The sequence below is a fragment of the Nonomuraea sp. NPDC048882 genome (assembly GCF_040649755.1).
In the GTDB taxonomy this organism is placed as follows: Bacteria; Actinomycetota; Actinomycetes; order Streptosporangiales; family Streptosporangiaceae; genus Nonomuraea; species Nonomuraea maheshkhaliensis.
This window is the reverse complement of sequence record NZ_JBEZGB010000010.1, coordinates 341,076-356,281: the sequence shown is the minus strand read 5'-3', so window position 1 is coordinate 356,281 and position 15,206 is coordinate 341,076. Positions and strand designations below refer to the sequence as shown.

11 protein-coding genes are annotated in these 15,206 nt (G+C 70.8%); 2 read left to right on the top strand and 9 right to left on the bottom strand.

The window, feature by feature from the left end; genetic code table 11:
- Positions 1-358: 358 nt before the first annotated feature.
- A complete protein-coding gene (gene ileS, locus AB0C27_RS33660) occupies positions 359-3,505 on the top strand; it encodes an isoleucine--tRNA ligase (protein WP_357852296.1) in 3,147 nt (1,048 codons plus the stop codon).
- A gap of 223 nt (positions 3,506-3,728) precedes the next feature.
- Complete coding sequence (locus tag AB0C27_RS33655; RefSeq protein WP_357852293.1) at positions 3,729-4,280, top strand: NUDIX domain-containing protein; 552 nt, start codon at positions 3,729-3,731, stop codon at positions 4,278-4,280.
- A 660-nt stretch (positions 4,281-4,940) separates the two neighbouring features.
- Here AB0C27_RS33655 and AB0C27_RS33650 read toward each other — a convergent pair.
- From AB0C27_RS33650 to murG, 9 genes are all read right to left on the bottom strand, one after another.
- A complete protein-coding gene (locus tag AB0C27_RS33650; RefSeq protein WP_357852290.1) occupies positions 4,941-7,184 on the bottom strand; it encodes a hypothetical protein in 2,244 nt (747 codons plus the stop codon).
- Positions 7,185-7,261: 77 nt separating this feature from the next.
- On the bottom strand, positions 7,262-8,137 hold the full coding sequence (locus AB0C27_RS33645; RefSeq protein WP_357852287.1) for a DivIVA domain-containing protein: 876 nt from the start codon (positions 8,135-8,137) through the stop codon (positions 7,262-7,264).
- A gap of 106 nt (positions 8,138-8,243) precedes the next feature.
- Positions 8,244-8,531 carry a YggT family protein gene (locus AB0C27_RS33640; protein WP_106244610.1) on the bottom strand — a complete coding sequence of 96 codons (288 nt, stop codon included), beginning with the start codon at positions 8,529-8,531 and terminating at the stop codon, positions 8,244-8,246.
- A gap of 80 nt (positions 8,532-8,611) precedes the next feature.
- Positions 8,612-9,112, bottom strand: coding sequence for a cell division protein SepF (sepF, locus tag AB0C27_RS33635; RefSeq protein ID WP_357852284.1), 501 nt, complete (start codon positions 9,110-9,112; stop codon positions 8,612-8,614).
- 139 nt (positions 9,113-9,251) lie between these two features.
- Positions 9,252-9,944: a YggS family pyridoxal phosphate-dependent enzyme gene (locus AB0C27_RS33630; protein WP_357852281.1), complete on the bottom strand. Its 693-nt coding sequence runs from the start codon at positions 9,942-9,944 to the stop codon at positions 9,252-9,254.
- Positions 9,945-10,159: 215 nt separating this feature from the next.
- Positions 10,160-11,611 (bottom strand): cell division protein FtsZ, encoded by a 1,452-nt coding sequence (ftsZ, locus tag AB0C27_RS33625; protein WP_357852278.1) that lies wholly within the window; start codon positions 11,609-11,611, stop codon positions 10,160-10,162.
- A gap of 336 nt (positions 11,612-11,947) precedes the next feature.
- Positions 11,948-12,616 (bottom strand): FtsQ-type POTRA domain-containing protein, encoded by a 669-nt coding sequence (locus tag AB0C27_RS33620; RefSeq protein ID WP_357852275.1) that lies wholly within the window; start codon positions 12,614-12,616, stop codon positions 11,948-11,950.
- 114 nt (positions 12,617-12,730) lie between these two features.
- Positions 12,731-14,128, bottom strand: a complete 1,398-nt coding sequence (gene murC / locus AB0C27_RS33615; protein ID WP_357852273.1) for a UDP-N-acetylmuramate--L-alanine ligase — start codon at positions 14,126-14,128, stop codon at positions 12,731-12,733.
- Positions 14,125-15,201, bottom strand: a complete 1,077-nt coding sequence (gene murG / locus AB0C27_RS33610; RefSeq protein ID WP_357852270.1) for an undecaprenyldiphospho-muramoylpentapeptide beta-N-acetylglucosaminyltransferase — start codon at positions 15,199-15,201, stop codon at positions 14,125-14,127. The genes murC and murG overlap by 4 nt, the downstream gene beginning before the upstream one ends.
- Between the last annotated feature and the right edge of the window lie 5 nt (positions 15,202-15,206).

Below are 15,206 nucleotides of genomic sequence, written 5' to 3'. Positions count from 1 at the left end.
CGCGCATTCAACTCCTTCTCAGCGGCGTCCATTCCCACAACTTTGCGCCGTTTACGACTCACGTACCGAAGCTCGGGCGCCGGCAGGGCAGCCACCCGGGAAAACCTGGAAGCCTTCGCCCCCGCTCTGCGTTATGGTTTGAGTCTGCAAGGCGTTGATGGGGCCCTCGACTGTGAGGGATATCACCCCGGAGCCGCCGGAAGAACGGCTCTTCGAGCTCATTAGACCCGGCCGCAGTTCGAATGAAGAGGGCCCCGCCCCGAGCGAGGCCAAGAAGGGTGGTACCGCGGAGCCGTCCGGCTTCGTCCCTTCACGCAACAGCCCTGCCGGCCGATCAAGCGTGGAGGTCCCGCCCGAGATGTCTTCTCCGTATTTCCGCTCTCTTTCCGCGCAGGTCGACCTGCCCGCGCTCGAGCGCGAGGTCCTCGACCGGTGGAGGGACGGGAAGATCTTCGAGCGTTCGGTGGAGCAGAACGCCGGCAACCCCTCCTGGGTCTTCTACGAGGGCCCGCCCACCGCCAACGGCCTGCCCGGCGTCCACCACGTCGAGGCCCGCGTGTTCAAGGACCTCTTCCCCCGCTACAAGTCCATGCGCGGATTCAGCGTTCCGCGTAAGGCCGGCTGGGACTGCCATGGCCTGCCGGTCGAGGTCGGCGTCGAGCGCGAGCTGGGCCTGTCCGGCAAGAAGGACATCGAGACGTACGGCATCGCCGAGTTCAACGCCAAGTGCCGCGAGTCGGTGCTGCGGCACGTGGACGCGTTCGAGCAGATGACCGAGCGGATGGGTTACTGGATCGACCTGTCGCAGGCCTACCGGACGATGGACCCGTCCTACATCGAGTCCGTGTGGTGGTCGCTGAAGGTCGTCTTCGACAAGGGGCTGCTGTTCCGCGACTTCCGGATCACCCCCTACTGCCCGCGCTGCGGCACCGGGCTGTCCGACCACGAGCTGGGCCAGCCCGGCGGCTACGAGACCGTCTCCAGCCCGTCGGTCTACGTCCGCATGCCCGTGACCTCGGGCCCGCTGGCCGAGCTGGGCGCGGCGCTGCTGGTCTGGACGACCACGCCGTGGACGCTGGTCTCCAACACGGCCGTCGCCGTCCACCCCGACGTCACCTACGTGGCCGCCCGCACGGCCGACGGCGAGGTGCTGGTCGTGGCCGAGCCGCTGCTGTCGGTGCTCGGCGACGACGTGACCGAGCTGTCCCGCCACACCGGCCGCGACCTGGAGCACACCACCTACACGCGCCCGTTCGACCTGGTCGACATCCCCGGCGCCCACTACGTGGTGCTCGGCGACTACGTCACCGTCGAGGACGGCACCGGCCTGGTGCACCAGGCGCCCGCCTTCGGCGCCGACGACCTGGCCGTCATCAAGCGTTACGACATGCCCGTGGTCAACCCGATCGGCCCCGACGGCCGTTTCCTCGACGACGTGCCCATGGTCGGCGGCCGGTTCTTCAAGGACGCCGACGAGGAGCTGACCGAGGACCTGCGGGCGCGCGGGCTGCTGTTCCGCGGCGGCCACTTCGAGCACAGCTACCCCCACTGCTGGCGCTGCCACACGCCGCTGCTCTACTACGCGCTCCCGTCCTGGTACATCCGCACCACCGCGGTCAAGGACCAGATGCTGGCCGAGAACGCCGGCACCAACTGGTACCCCGACACGATCAAGTGGGGCCGCTTCGGCGAGTGGCTGCGCAACAACGTCGACTGGTCGCTGTCGCGCTCGCGCTACTGGGGCACGCCGCTGCCGTTGTGGGTGTGCTCGCAGGACGAGTCCCACGTGACGTGCGTCGGGTCGCTGGAGGAGCTGAGCACGCTCGCGGGCCACGACGTCTCGGCGCTCGACCCGCACCGCCCGTACGTCGACGACGTCACCTTCGGCTGCCCCTCGTGCGGCGCCGAGGCCAGGCGCGTGCCCGACGTCATCGACGCCTGGTACGACTCCGGCTCCATGCCCTTCGCCCAGTGGGGCGAGCGCGGCAAGCCCGAGGGCCTCTACCCGGCGCAGTTCATCTGCGAGGCCACCGACCAGACGCGCGGCTGGTTCTACTCGCTGATGGCCGTCGGCACGCTCGTCTTCGGCCAGTCCTCCTACGAGAACGTGCTCTGCCTCGGCCTCATCCTGGCCGAGGACGGCCGCAAGATGAGCAAGCACCTGGGTAACATCCTGGAGCCGATCCCGCTGATGGACCAGCACGGCGCCGACGCGCTGCGCTGGTTCATGGCCTGCTCCGGCTCGCCCTGGTCGGCCCGCAGGGTGGGGCACAACACGCTGGAGGAGATCGTCCGCAAGGTCCTGCTGACGCTCTGGAACACCTCCTCGTTCTTCACCCTCTACGCCAACGCCGAGTCGTGGACGCCCGAGTCGCTGGCCGAGGCCACCGCCCCGGCCGAGCGCCCGCTGCTCGACCGCTGGGCGCTGGCCGAGCTGCACCGCACGGTCGCCGAGGTCACGGCGGCGCTCGACGAATACGACACCCAGCGGGCCGGCCGCCGCCTGGCCGACTTCCTCGACGACCTGTCCAACTGGTACGTACGCCGCTCGCGCCGCCGGTTCTGGCAGGGCTCGCAGGACGCCTTCGCGACCCTGTACGAGTGCCTGGAGACGGTCCTCAGGCTGATGGCGCCCATCACGCCGTTCGTCACCGACCACCTCTGGGACGTCCTGCGCACCCCGGGTGCCCCGTCCTCGGTGCACCTGACCTCCTGGCCGCAGGTGCGCGAGGACCTGCTCGACCCGGCGCTGTCGGACCAGATGGCCCTGGTGCGCCGCCTGGTGGAGCTGGGCCGCTCGGCCCGCGCCTCCTCGGGCGTCAAGACCCGCCAGCCGCTGCGGCGCGCCCTGGTGGGGGCGCACGGCTGGCCGGCGCTGCCCGCCGAGCTGCGCGGCCTGGTCGCCGACGAGCTCAACGTCCAGGCCATGGAGGACATGTCCGGCTTCAGCGCCGACCTCGTGTCCTACACGGTCAAGCCCAACTTCCGGGCCCTGGGCAAGCGCTTCGGCTCCCAGACCAAGCTCGTGGCCGCCGCGATGGCCGCCGCCGACCCGACCCGCGTGGCCCGCGCCCTGCGCTCGGGCGCCACGGTCATGGTGGAGGCGGACTCCCTGGGCGAGATCATGCTCGGCCCCGACGAGGTGATCGTCAACGAGCAGCCCCGCTCGGGCTGGGCCGTGGAGACGGGCGCCATCGGCACCGGCACCGGCGAGACCGTGGCCCTGGACCTGGAGCTCGACGACGAGCTGCGCCGCGCGGGCCTGCTGCGCGAGGTCATCCGCCTGGTCCAGGAAGCCCGCAAGTCGACCGGTTTGTCGATCACGGACCGCATCGACCTGTGGTGGACCGCCACCTCCCCCGACCTGGCGGCCGCGCTGCGCACGCAGGGGCAGGTGGTGACAGAGGAGGTCCTGGCCACGACCTTCACGGAGGGCACCGAGGCCGGCCTTCCGTCACACGTGGACGAGGACCTGGGCCTGACCTTCCAGCTCCGCCGCGCCTGACCCCGCTTCACCGAGAGGGGCGCCCTGTCACAGGGCGCCCCTCTCGCTTTCCCCGCTGTGAATCCCGGCGGTGACACCTCACCCCATCAGCCGTCGCAGCGGGGTCAGGCAGAGCTCATCGTGCTTCGGCTCGTGATGCGATTCCGCGGATCATATGACGCGGACCACCGGCTCGGCGTGCTCGTGGAGCGGGTTGTCGGTGGCGCCTGCCATCGTGTCCCGCATGGGTGAGCTGGTCGAGCGGGTGGATGAACGGGACCGCGTGCTGGGAGTCGTGGATCGGGCGGAGGCGGAGCGTCGGCGCTGGATGCATCGGATCGCGACCACGATCTGCCGCGATCCGATCGGGCGGATCCTGGTGCTGCGCCGAGCGGAGCAGCACGCTCGTTTTCCCGGCCACTATGACGTGATGGTCGGCGGTGCCGTGAACGTGGGCGAGTCGTATGAGGACGCGGCGGCTCGCGAGCTGGCCGAGGAGCTGGGCGCCGACGTCCCGGTGCGTTTCATGTTCAAGTTTCTGTGCCTGGACGGGGTCGGCCCTGTCTGGTTCGGGGTGCATGAGGCCGTGATCAGCCAGCCGTTGGTGCCAGACGCGTCCGAGATCGCGTGGAATGCCTGGCTTACGGAACTCGAACTGCGGGAGGTCGTGGATCGATGGCCTTTCGTTCCCGGTGGGCGAGAGGCGTTGCGCCGGTATCTGGTGTCTGGGAACGAGCCCGCTCGTCCGCGCTCAGCGGAGCGCTCTCCCCGGCCAGCCGCCATGCCTCCGGGCTGACCAAGAACGCCAGCAGCCAGCCGGCCGCCCCCGCCAGCGCGACACCGGCGTGCCCGGGCTGCGGCGGCAGAGACGATATCCGCACGCGGCGGCATACGGGGAGATCGGATACCCATACGCCCATTCCATCGCACCGGCGGTTGATTGATACCCGACAGCATGGACGGGGTTCCTGGCGAAGCCGGCATCGGCCACGCCGCTGGAGACACTGTTGGAGCAGCACCGCTCCTGGATGGTGCGAGAGCGGGGCTCGGCTCCGGCTACGGTGCTGAGCTACGAGAAGGCCGCCCGCCGGTTCCTTCGTGAGCAGGCGGCGATCGAGGACGTCTTCGCGCCTCAGACCCTGACAGGGGCCGACATCAACGCCTTCCTGCTCCGCGACGATCGTGTCTCGGCGGGGTCGGCCAAGGGGCGCATGGCGGCGCTGCGCTTCCTCCATCTAGGCATCCATCTGCGGGGCATCATCGCCTCAGCGCTGGGGACGGCGGTTCTCCGGTCGGTGGCGGCGCTAGGCCGACGTGCAGCCCACCATGACGGCAGCCGACACCCAGCCCCAGCTGGACGGCCGCGACAGGAGCACCGCGGTCGGCGTCCTGGTGAGGTTGCCGGACCCGGTGCGGGTCGGAGCGGTGGTTGAGGCGTGGGTGCGGGGATGCTGTTTCAGGAGACGGTCTGGCGGTCGTGCTGGCACACCGAGCAGCTGGTCAGGCCGGCTGCTTCGGCGGCGGCGAGGGTCATCGTCTCGACGCCGGTCTCGCCTGCGCCCCTGACCAGGGGGCAGGCGGTGCTGTGGTAGCGGCGGGTGCCGATGATGACCTTCACGACTCCCTGGCGCTCGCTTCCGCCGGAGCCGGCGGTGGGCTTGCCGACCCCTGGAGCCGGCTCGTCCTTGGTGCCGGACGCCGGGGTTTTCGTGGAGGCGTCGGAAGCGGACGGTCGGGGTGTGCCTGCGGAGGGCCCGCCCTTGGTGGCGGGAGTGTCGCCCTTGGTCGCGGGGCCGCCGTCACCTCGCGGTGTCTCTCCCCTGCCGGTCGCCGTCTTGGGGCCGGCCTTGGGGTCGCCGCCGCCCTCTGTCTTTCCCGGGCCGGCGGCGGGTGCGGCGCCCTGCGGTCGAGCCGGCGTGCCTGGAGGCAGCGGGCCCTTGGGCTTGGCCTGTGACTCGGACGAGGAGGCTGGCCGCTCGTGCAGGATCAGGGTCTCCCCCTGCGACGGCGACAGCGACTGCTCAGAAGGGCTGGAAGAGCCAGAAGGACGCTGGGACGGCTTGGCGCCGGCTCCGGTGGTTCCTCCCGTACTTCCCGTACTTCCGGTACGCCCTGACGTCGGCGACACGGTCACGCGGGGCTGCGGCGCCGTTGCGGGTCCTGGGCCGTCGTCATCCTGGTCATGCGCGTCCCTGGTCTGCCCTGTCTTGCCTGCGGACTGACCGGGCTTGCCTCCGGACTGCCCAGGCGTGGTACCCGGCTGACCGGGCTTGCCGGCGGACTGGCCCGGCACCGTGCCCGGCTGACCGCCCTTGCCCCCGGACTGGCCCGGCGTGCCCGACTGGCCGCCCTTGCTGCCGGGCTGGCCGGGCGTCGTGCTCGCCTGGCCGCCCTTGGCGTCGGCTTCATCCGGGTGGGTCGGCGTGGTGCCGGGTCGGCCCGGCTTGGCGGTGGGCTGGCCGGGCTTCGTGGCTGCCTGGCCGGGTCTGGCGCCGGACGGCTCCGGGGACGAGCCTGGCCGCTGCGTACCGCCCGTGGCGGGCTGTCCAGGCTTGCCGGCCCCGGTCTGCGGCTTGCTCGAAGGCCCGCTGTCACCGGGTGAGGTGTCGCCGGTGGAGGGCCTACCGGAGGCGGGCGTACCGGGCGCACTTGCACCAGCGGCCGGAGTCGCGCCCGAGCCGGGCTTCCCGGATCCGGGGGTGCCGGAAGACGGCCTGCCCGAGGGGGACGTGCTGGAAGACGGGCGGCTCGAAGACGAGTCGGTGGGGCGCGGCCCTGAAGAGGGCTTGCCTGCTCCGGCCTTGCCCGGCCCCGGTGCCCCTTCGGCTCGCTGCCCGGACGCGCCTTCGGCTCGCTGCCCGGACGCTCCCTCGCCTCTCTTGACGAACGGGGGCGGCCGGAAGTATGAGGTCTCCGCCTGCTCTGCGTCCGAGCCGGGCTCGGGGGCGGCGGAGGAAGTGTCGGTGCTGTCGGCCGTCGGACGGCCGAACCACCCGGGGGCGCCATCCTCGTGGGCGGCGGCAGGCTCCGGGTCGGGGGTGGAAGCCTTCGTGTCGGGCTTCGGCGGGGTGACCGGCGGACGGAGGTCGCGGGTCTCCGCGGAGTTTTCGGCCCGGCTCGCCGCGATGTCCTTGACGGGGGCGGACTTGCCGGGGGCGGAACCGGGGGCGACGACGGGCTCGGGGTCGGCGGCAGGCGGCAGCTGCCGTCCGCCGAGCGCTGCGTCCGGCAGGCACGCCGTGCAGGGCGTGAAGCCCTCCTCGCGTGCCTCCTCGTAGGTGAGCTCCTCGTGATCCCGGCCGGTCAGCTGCCTGCAGCCGGATACGTGGTAGCGCTTGCGTCCCGGGATCACCAGCACGATCGCGTCCGGCGCGACGCCGCCCCCGGTGGGGCGGCGCATGGCGGGCGCGGGGACCGTGGCGGTCCGCTGCGGCGCCTGCGGATGCGGTCGGGGGTGCGGCTGGGGCCGCATGGGTGGCTGGTGAGCCATGGGACCGGCCTGGTTGTACGGCGGAGCCGGCGGCATGAGCCCCTTCGGGGGGGTGGCCGGCGCAGCGGCCTGCCCACCTCCGGGAAAAAGCTCGTTACGCCGTAGGAACGCCCCGATCACCAGGAACAGCGCGGACAGCACGCTGACCACGATGGACCACATGATCAGGAACGGCTTCGCCAGTACGAAGCCCGCGATCAGCAGAACCACTGCCGCGAGCACCAAACCAGCACTGATAAGGATCACAGAGGGCTCTTTCGAGTGACAGGTCCTAGTGACCCGCTACTTTACCGGCGGTCGTTGTGGGGACCGTCACCGCCGGGGAAGGCACCCTGCGGAGCCTCTCCGCCGAACGGGCTCTGGCCACCGGGCAGAGGCTGCTGGCCACCCTGAGGCACGGCGTGCGACATGGCGGGAGCCTGGCCCTGCGGGCCGCCGGACATGACCGGGAAGCCGCCGCTGCCCTCCGCGGAGACGTTGAGCTCGGCGAGCTGGTTCTCCAGGTAGAGCTTGAGCCGGCTGCGGTATTCGCGTTCGAAGCTGCGCAGCTCCTCAACCTTGCGCTCGAGCTCGTCGCGCGTCTGCACGAGCGAGCCCATCGCCTGGCGGTGGCGCTCCTGCGCGTCGCGCTCGAGCGTCTCGGCGCGGGCACGGGCGTCGCCGATGACCTGCTCGGCCTGGCGGCGGGCCTTGGTGAGGATCTCGTCGGCCTCGCGGCGGGCGCGGGTGACCGTCTCGTCCGCCTCCCGGCGGGCGTCGGCGATCGCCTGGTCGGCGGTCTGCTGGGCGAGCGCGAGAACGCGGGCCGCGGTGTCCATGTTGTCCTCGGCGGGAGGCATGTTCATGGCCACGGGGACCGGCTGCTGCTGCACCGGCGGCGGCTCGGGGGCCCGCATGGGCTCCGGCTGCGGCGGCGCCATCATCTCGGGCTTGGGCTGCTCCTGGACCGGGGCGGAGGCCATGGGCATGTTCATGCCGCCCGGCACCTTCCCGCGCAGGCACTCGGCCAGCTTGGCGCGGAGCTCCTCGTTCTCTTGGATCAGGCGGTCGAGTTCAGCCTCCACCTCGTCGAGGAAGGCGTCGACCTCCTCCTCGTCGTAGCCCGGTCGCAACCGGGTGGTACTGAACTGCTTGTTCCGCACATCAGCGGGCGTCAGCGGCATTTTTTGGTCTCCTTGGCGCGCTTGGAGTCTGTCCGGAGGACGGTTACCCGAATCACCTCAGCGCGGACACGAGTTGGATCACGACCGAGCGCCGCACGGGCCCGGCTCATCGCAGCGTTCCGGCGATCTGGATCAAGATCAGCACCACGATGAACAGGACAGTGAAGCTTAGGTCAAAGGCCACCGTACCCAACCGGAGCGGAGGAATGAAACGGCGGAGGAACTTGAGGGGCGGGTCCGTGGCGGTGTATGTGGCCTCTGCCAGCACCAGTACAACGCCGGAAGGCCGCCACTGCCGGGCGAAAGCCTGAACCGTCTCAAAGATCATTCTGCCGATGAGCAGCACCAGATAGAGGGACAGGACAACGACCAAGATCCCACCGACGACATCCACGGCCCGGCCGCGCCTCCACTTCTGATGTGCCCGCCCGGCCTCGGTGAGACCGGGTTGGGTCCGATAGGCATACAGAGACTCTAACTCTGGTTGAAGAATCCGCGTTCCGCGATTCGGGCCTTGTCCTCGGCGGTCACCTCGACATTGGCAGGGGACAACAGGAACACCTTGTTGGTAACACGTTCAATGCTGCCATGTAGGCCAAAGACGAGACCTGCCGCGAAATCAACGAGCCGCTTGGCGTCGCTGTCAACCATCTCGGTCAGATTCATGATGACGGGGGTGCCGTCGCGGAAGTGCTCGCCGATCGTCCGCGCCTCGTTGTACGTCCTGGGGTGCAGGGTCGTGATGCGGGCCAGATCGGTCGTGCGGCGTTCCAGGATCGTCGTGGTGGGCCTGGGGGCGGGCACCCCGGCCTCGGGCTCGTCGTCGCGGTCCTGGACCGCCACGGGCCGTTCCTCACCGGTACGCTGCACCTCGTCGTCGTAGGCGTAGTCGTCGGTGTAGGTCTCATATCTCTCGTAGCGGTCGTCCTCCACGAGACCGAGGTAGACCGCCATCTTGCGCATCGCGCCGGCCATCGCTACGTCGTCCTCCTGCTCATGGTCGCACTTCCCCTGGGCCCGTCGCCGGGTCCGGGGCGGTAGGCGTGCCCCCTGGAGCTCACCGCTAGATCGACCTCTATCTGGTCGCGGGCTTGAAGACCCACTTGAGGGGACATTACCTGACGAAGGGCTTGCGACGACCGAGCAACGCCGTACCGACGCGCACGTGTGTCGCGCCGTACGCGACGGCCTGCGCGAGGTCCTCGCTCATGCCGGCCGAGATCATCGTGGCCCGGGGGTGCTGCTCCTGCAGGCGCGTGGCCAGGTCCCTGAGCTTCTCGAACGCCCTGGCCGGCTCCTCGCCCAGCGGGGCGACCGCCATGACGCCGCCCAGCCAAACCCCGTCGGCCAGGGCCACCTCGTCGGCGAGCGGGAGCAGGTCGGCGGGACGGGCGCCGCCCCTGGCCGGGTCGTCGTCGAGCGCCACCTGCAGCAGGCACCCGACCGAGCGGCCCTGGCGCACGGCCTCCTTGCTGATCGTCTCCAGCAGCCTGAGCCGGTCGACGGAGTGGATCACGTCGGCGTACCCGACCACGGAGCGGACCTTGTTGGTCTGCAACTGGCCGACGAAGTGCCAGGTGAGCGGCAGCCCGGCCAGCTCGCGAGCTTTGACCGCGGCCTCCTGGTCGCGGTTCTCGCCGACGTCGCGCACGCCCAGCTCGGACAGGATGCGCACGTCCTCGGCCGGACGCGTCTTGGTGACGGCGATCAGCGTGACCTCGCCCCGGTCGCGGCCCACGGCGCGGCAGGCCGCCGCGATGCGCGCGTCCACCTCGGCGAGACCGGACGCGATCTCGTCCCTTCTCACGTGCCTTCTCCCCTCGCGTTCCTCGTACGCCCCGCACAACCAGCCCGCAAATCCGCCGCAAATCCGCCCCGCACAACAGCCCCGCACAATCCGCCTCGCCTGGCCCGCACACGACGGCGCCGCTCCCGTGTCCCTGCGGGGAGCGGCGTCAGGCGATGTGCGGTTTCCGGCTGCTATTCGACGACTGCTACTTGAGGACTGCTATTCGAGGACGGCTATTTGAGGAAGTCGGGAACGTCGAGTTCCTCTTCCTGCTCCTCGAAGATCACCCGAGGACGTTTGGGCGGCTCCGACATGCGGGAGGTGATGGGCGTGGGCGGGTTGGCGGGCTCGGGCGTGGGCCGGGGGATCGAGACGGGGCCCGACGGCTCGTCCGCCGGCTCGTCGGCGACAGCCTCGGCCGCCTGCGCGGGCTCGACCGGGCGCACGGGCTCGGGGCGCGGCTCGACCCGCGGCTCGGGCCTGAACTCCGCCCGGGGCTCGGGCCTGAAGTCCGTACGCGGCTCAGGACGCGGCTCGGCGCGGAAGTCGGAGCGAGGCTCGGGCCTGACGGGCTCAGGACGCACCTCAGCGCGCGGCTCAGGCCGCAACGCGGGCGGCTCGGACTTCACACTCGGGGACGCCACGCTCGGCCGCACAGGAGACGACGGAGGCGGCGCGGCGGGCTGTGCGGCGGCCGGGCGCCCGGCCGGGCGCGGCACCTGCTTCTCCGCCGGCCCGGGCACGTCGTCGAAGCCGGCCGCGATCACCGTCACCCGCACCTCGTCGCCTAGGGCGTCGTCGATGACCGTGCCGAAGATGATGTTGGCGTCGGGCGCGGCGGCCATGGAGACGAGCTGGGCCGCCTCGTTGATCTCGAACAGGCCGAGGTCGGAGCCGCCCGCGATCGACAGCAGTACGCCGTGGGCGCCGTCGATGCTGGCCTCCAGCAGCGGGCTGGAGACCGCCATCTCGGCCGCCGCCACCGAACGGTCGTCGCCGCGCGCGTGGCCGATGCCCATGAGGGCGGAGCCCGCGCCCGACATGACCGACTTGACGTCGGCGAAGTCGAGGTTGATCAGACCGGGAGTGGTGATCAGGTCGGTGATGCCCTGGACACCCGACAGCAGCACCTGGTCGGCCGCCTTGAACGCGTCGAGCACGCTCACCTGGCGGTCGGAGATCGACAACAGGCGGTCGTTGGGGATCACGATGAGGGTGTCGACCTCGTCGCGCAGGGTCTCGATGCCCGCCTCGGCCTGCGAGGCCCTGCGCCGTCCTTCGAAGCTGAAGGGCCTGGTCACGACACCGATGGTGAGCGCGCCGAGCGATCTGGCGATGTTGGCCACGACGGGCGCGCCGCCGGTGCCCGTGCCACCGCCCTCACCGGCCGTGACGAAGACCATGTCGGCCCCCTTGAGGACCTCCTCGATCTCCTCACGGTGGTCCTCGGCCGCCTTGCGGCCGACATCGGGGTTGGCGCCCGCGCCAAGCCCGCGCGTGAGCTCACGGCCCACGTCGAGTTTCACATCGGCGTCACTCATCAGCAGCGCCTGGGCGTCGGTGTTTATGGCGATGAACTCGACGCCCTTGAGTCCCTCTTCGATCATCCGGTTGACGGCGTTGACTCCGCCGCCGCCGATGCCGACGACCTTGATGACCGCGAGGTAGTTCTGCGGTGCTGCCACGACGAGGGGCCTTTCCGCTCGTTGACTTGCCATTTCGGTGCGGATCATCTCCGCTTTTTGTTAGTTCGGGTAACTCTCGACCTCAGGTTGAGATTTAGATTTATGTCAACCTGAGGATTGATACGGACAGTAGGAGTTACGCTCCAGGCGGGTCAACTAACCGCGCCGCAAGCACGTCCGGCGTGTCGCGGGCTGTCCGTTTCGCTCCGCAGTCACGCCTGGTCGCGGGCCTCCACTGCCGAAAGTCCGGCTTACAGGCTCTCACGCCGCGACCCCCGCCTCGCACAGGCTCGGCGATGCCGTTGCCCCTCGGTTGCCAGACCCTGACGATCACGATCACTTCAGGGTCACCACGTCGGGTGAGCTGACGTCGTACAGGGTGACCGCTCTCTCCCGTCTGAGCAGCGCGACCAGGATGCGGCCCTTCTCCTCGGGCCGGTCGGTGCCGCCCCAGATGACGGTACGGCCGTCGGAGAGGATCAGGGTCACCCCCTCGGCCGTGCCCGCGCGGACCTGCCTGACCTTGGCCGCCACCTCGTCCGGCACGGACCGCACGACCTTGAGCGCCGCCGTCATGACCGGGTCGCCCTGGGCCGGGCGATCGACCTTGAGCAACGGCAGCATGGGCGGCACCGCGTTCTTGACCTCGATCACCACGCCCTGGCCGTCGACGATCGCGAACTTGTCGCCCGTCTGGACGGCGGCGACCGGTTCGCGCTCGACGACCTCGATCTTGAGCGTGCCGGGCCAGACCCGGTCCACCTTGGCGCCGGCGAGCTGTCTGATGGTCAGGACGCGGCTCTGCACGTCGGCGAGGTTGACGGTGGCGAGGGGATGGAGGTCGGGCACGCCGGCCTGCTGCTTGATGCGCTCGCTCGGCACTGTGAGATTTCCCACGATCTCTATCGAACGCACGCCCAGCACGGGCGAGAAGAACACCAGCCACGCGGCGGTGCCCACCACCCCGGCCGTCAGCAGCACCAGGAAAGCCGTGCGCGCCTTCATCGCCCTCCCACCAGCATGCGCCCATGTCGGCACCGAACCTACGCCGACGCACGGCCTGACACCGCGCGCCACGCCCAACCCGCATCAGCGCTGAGGGCCCCCTCAGCACGCGGTTCAGGACAGGCGCGCGACGATCTGCGGCCCGAGCTCGGTCACGTCACCCGCGCCCATGGTGAGGACGATGTCGCCGGGCCTGGCCCGCTCGGCCACCAGCCCGGGCACCGAGGACCGGTCGGGCGCGTACGCCACCCGCTCGGGCAGCAGCGGCACCCGCTCGGCCACCATCGCGCCGGACACCCCCGGCTCGGGATCCTCGCGGGCCCCGTAGACGTCGAGCACGATGGCCTCGTCGGCCAGCCCGAGCGCCGCGCCGAACTCGTCGGCGAAGTACCGGGTGCGCGAGTAGAGGTGGGGCTGGAAGATCGCGATGACCCGGCCCGTGCCGGAGTAGGAGGCCACCACGTCGCGCGCGGCCCGCAGATCGGCGGCCAGCTCGGTCGGGTGGTGGGCGTAGCTGTCGAACACCGCGATGCCGCCCGCCTCGCCCTTGGCCTCGAAGCGCCGCTTGGCCCCGGTGAAGGCGCCCAGCCCCTGCCTGATCTCCTCGAACGGCAGCCCCAGCTCGTCGGCCACGGCGATCACCGCGGTGGCGTTGAGCGCGTTGTGGGCCCCGGGAACGGCCAGGCGCACCTCGCCCCTGCCCTCGACGGTGAACACCGTGCCGAACCCGTCGGGCCTGACGCCGGAGATCCGGTAGTCGTCGCCGGTCACGCCGTAGGTCTTGACCCGCAGCCCGCGCTCGGCCGCCCGGCGGGCCGCCTCGGCCGCGCCCGGGTCGTCGGCGCACGCGATGAGCAGCGAGCCGATCCGGTCGGCGAACCTGGCGAAGCTGTCGTGGACGGCCCGCGGGTCGCCGTAGTTGTCGAGGTGGTCGGCCTCGACGTTGGTCACCACGGCGATGTCGGGGGCGAGCATGAGGAAGGAGCCGTCGCTCTCGTCGGCCTCCGCCACGAACACCTGCCCCTGTCCGTCGTCGGCGCCCAGCCCGGTGGTGACGAGCTGGCCGCCCACGCAGTAGGACGGGTCGGCGCCGCACTTCTGCAGCGCCACGGTCAGCATGGACGTGGTCGTGGTCTTGCCGTGGGTGCCGGCGATGGCGACCGCGGTGCGCCCGGCCATCACGGAGGCGAGGGCGGCGGCCCGCGGGATGATCCGCAGCCCCTGCTTGAGCGCCTCGCCCAGCTCGGGGTTGGAGTCGCGGATCGCGGTCGAGACGACCACGGTGTCGACGTCTCTGATGTGGGAGGCGGCGTGGCCGATGTGCACGGTCGCGCCCAGCTCGCGCAGCTCGGTGATCAGCTCGGAGCTGCGGGCGTCGCTGCCGGTCACCCGTACGCCGCGCTTGAGCAGGATGCGGGCGATGCCCGACATGCCGGCGCCGCCCACGCCGATGAAGTGCACCCGCCCCAGCTCTTCTACGGTGACGGGATCGACCAGCTTGACGAGACTCATCGGGCTATCTCCAACACTTTCCTGGCAAGCATGATATCGGCGTCCTTCCTCCCCAGTCTGGAGGCGGCCTCCGACATGGCGACGACCCGCTCGGGGTCGCGGAGGATGGGCAGCACGTTGTGGATGATCCATTCGGGTGACAGCTCGGCGTCGTCGGCCACCAGGCCGCCGCCGCCGCGGACGATGCGCTCGGCGTTGATGCGCTGCTCGCCGTTGCCGTACGGGAGCGGGACGTAGGCGCCGGGCAGCCCGACCGCGGTCAGCTCGGCGCAGGTCAGCGCCCCGCTACGGCACAGGGCCACGTCGGCGGCGGCGTAGGCGAGGTCCATGCGGTCGATGTAGGGCAGCAGCACGTATTGCGGGTCGCCAGGCGGCGGCTCGTGCTCGACGGTGTTCTTCGGGCCGATGACGTGGAGCACCTGCACCCCGGCCCTGCGCAGCACGGGCGCGGCGGCGAGCGCGGCGTGGTTGATCGACCTGGAGCCCTGCGAGCCGCCGAACACCAGCAGCGTCGGCCGGTCGTTCTCCAGCCCGAACCACGAGCGCGCCTTGTCGCCCGTGGACAGCCGGTCGAGCGTGACGATGTCGCGGCGCAGCGGCGTGCCGATGTATTCGGCCTTGGGCAGCGTGGTCTCGGGGAACCCGCTGAAGACGTGGTCGGTCAGCCGGGCGCCCAGCCGGTTGGCCAGGCCGGGACGCGGGTTGGCCTCGTGGACCACGATCGGCAGGCCGCGCCGCTTGGCCGCCAGATAGGCGGGCGTGGCCACGTAGCCGCCGAAGCCGACCAGGACGTCGGCCTGGACCCGGTCGAGTATGGCGGCCGTGGCGTTGATCGCCCCGGCGAGCCTGCCCGGCACGGTGAGCAGGCTCGGAGTGATCGCCCTTGGCAGCGGCACGGCCGGCACCAGCTCCAGCTCGTAGCCCCTGGCGGGCACGAGCCGCGACTCCAGGCCGCGCTCCGTGCCCACGCAGGTGATGCCGACGCTCCGGTCAAGATGGCGCAGCGCGTCCGCAAGGGCCAACGCGGGCTCGATGTGCCCGGCCGTCCCCCCACCGGCGAGGACCACCCTCATCTCGG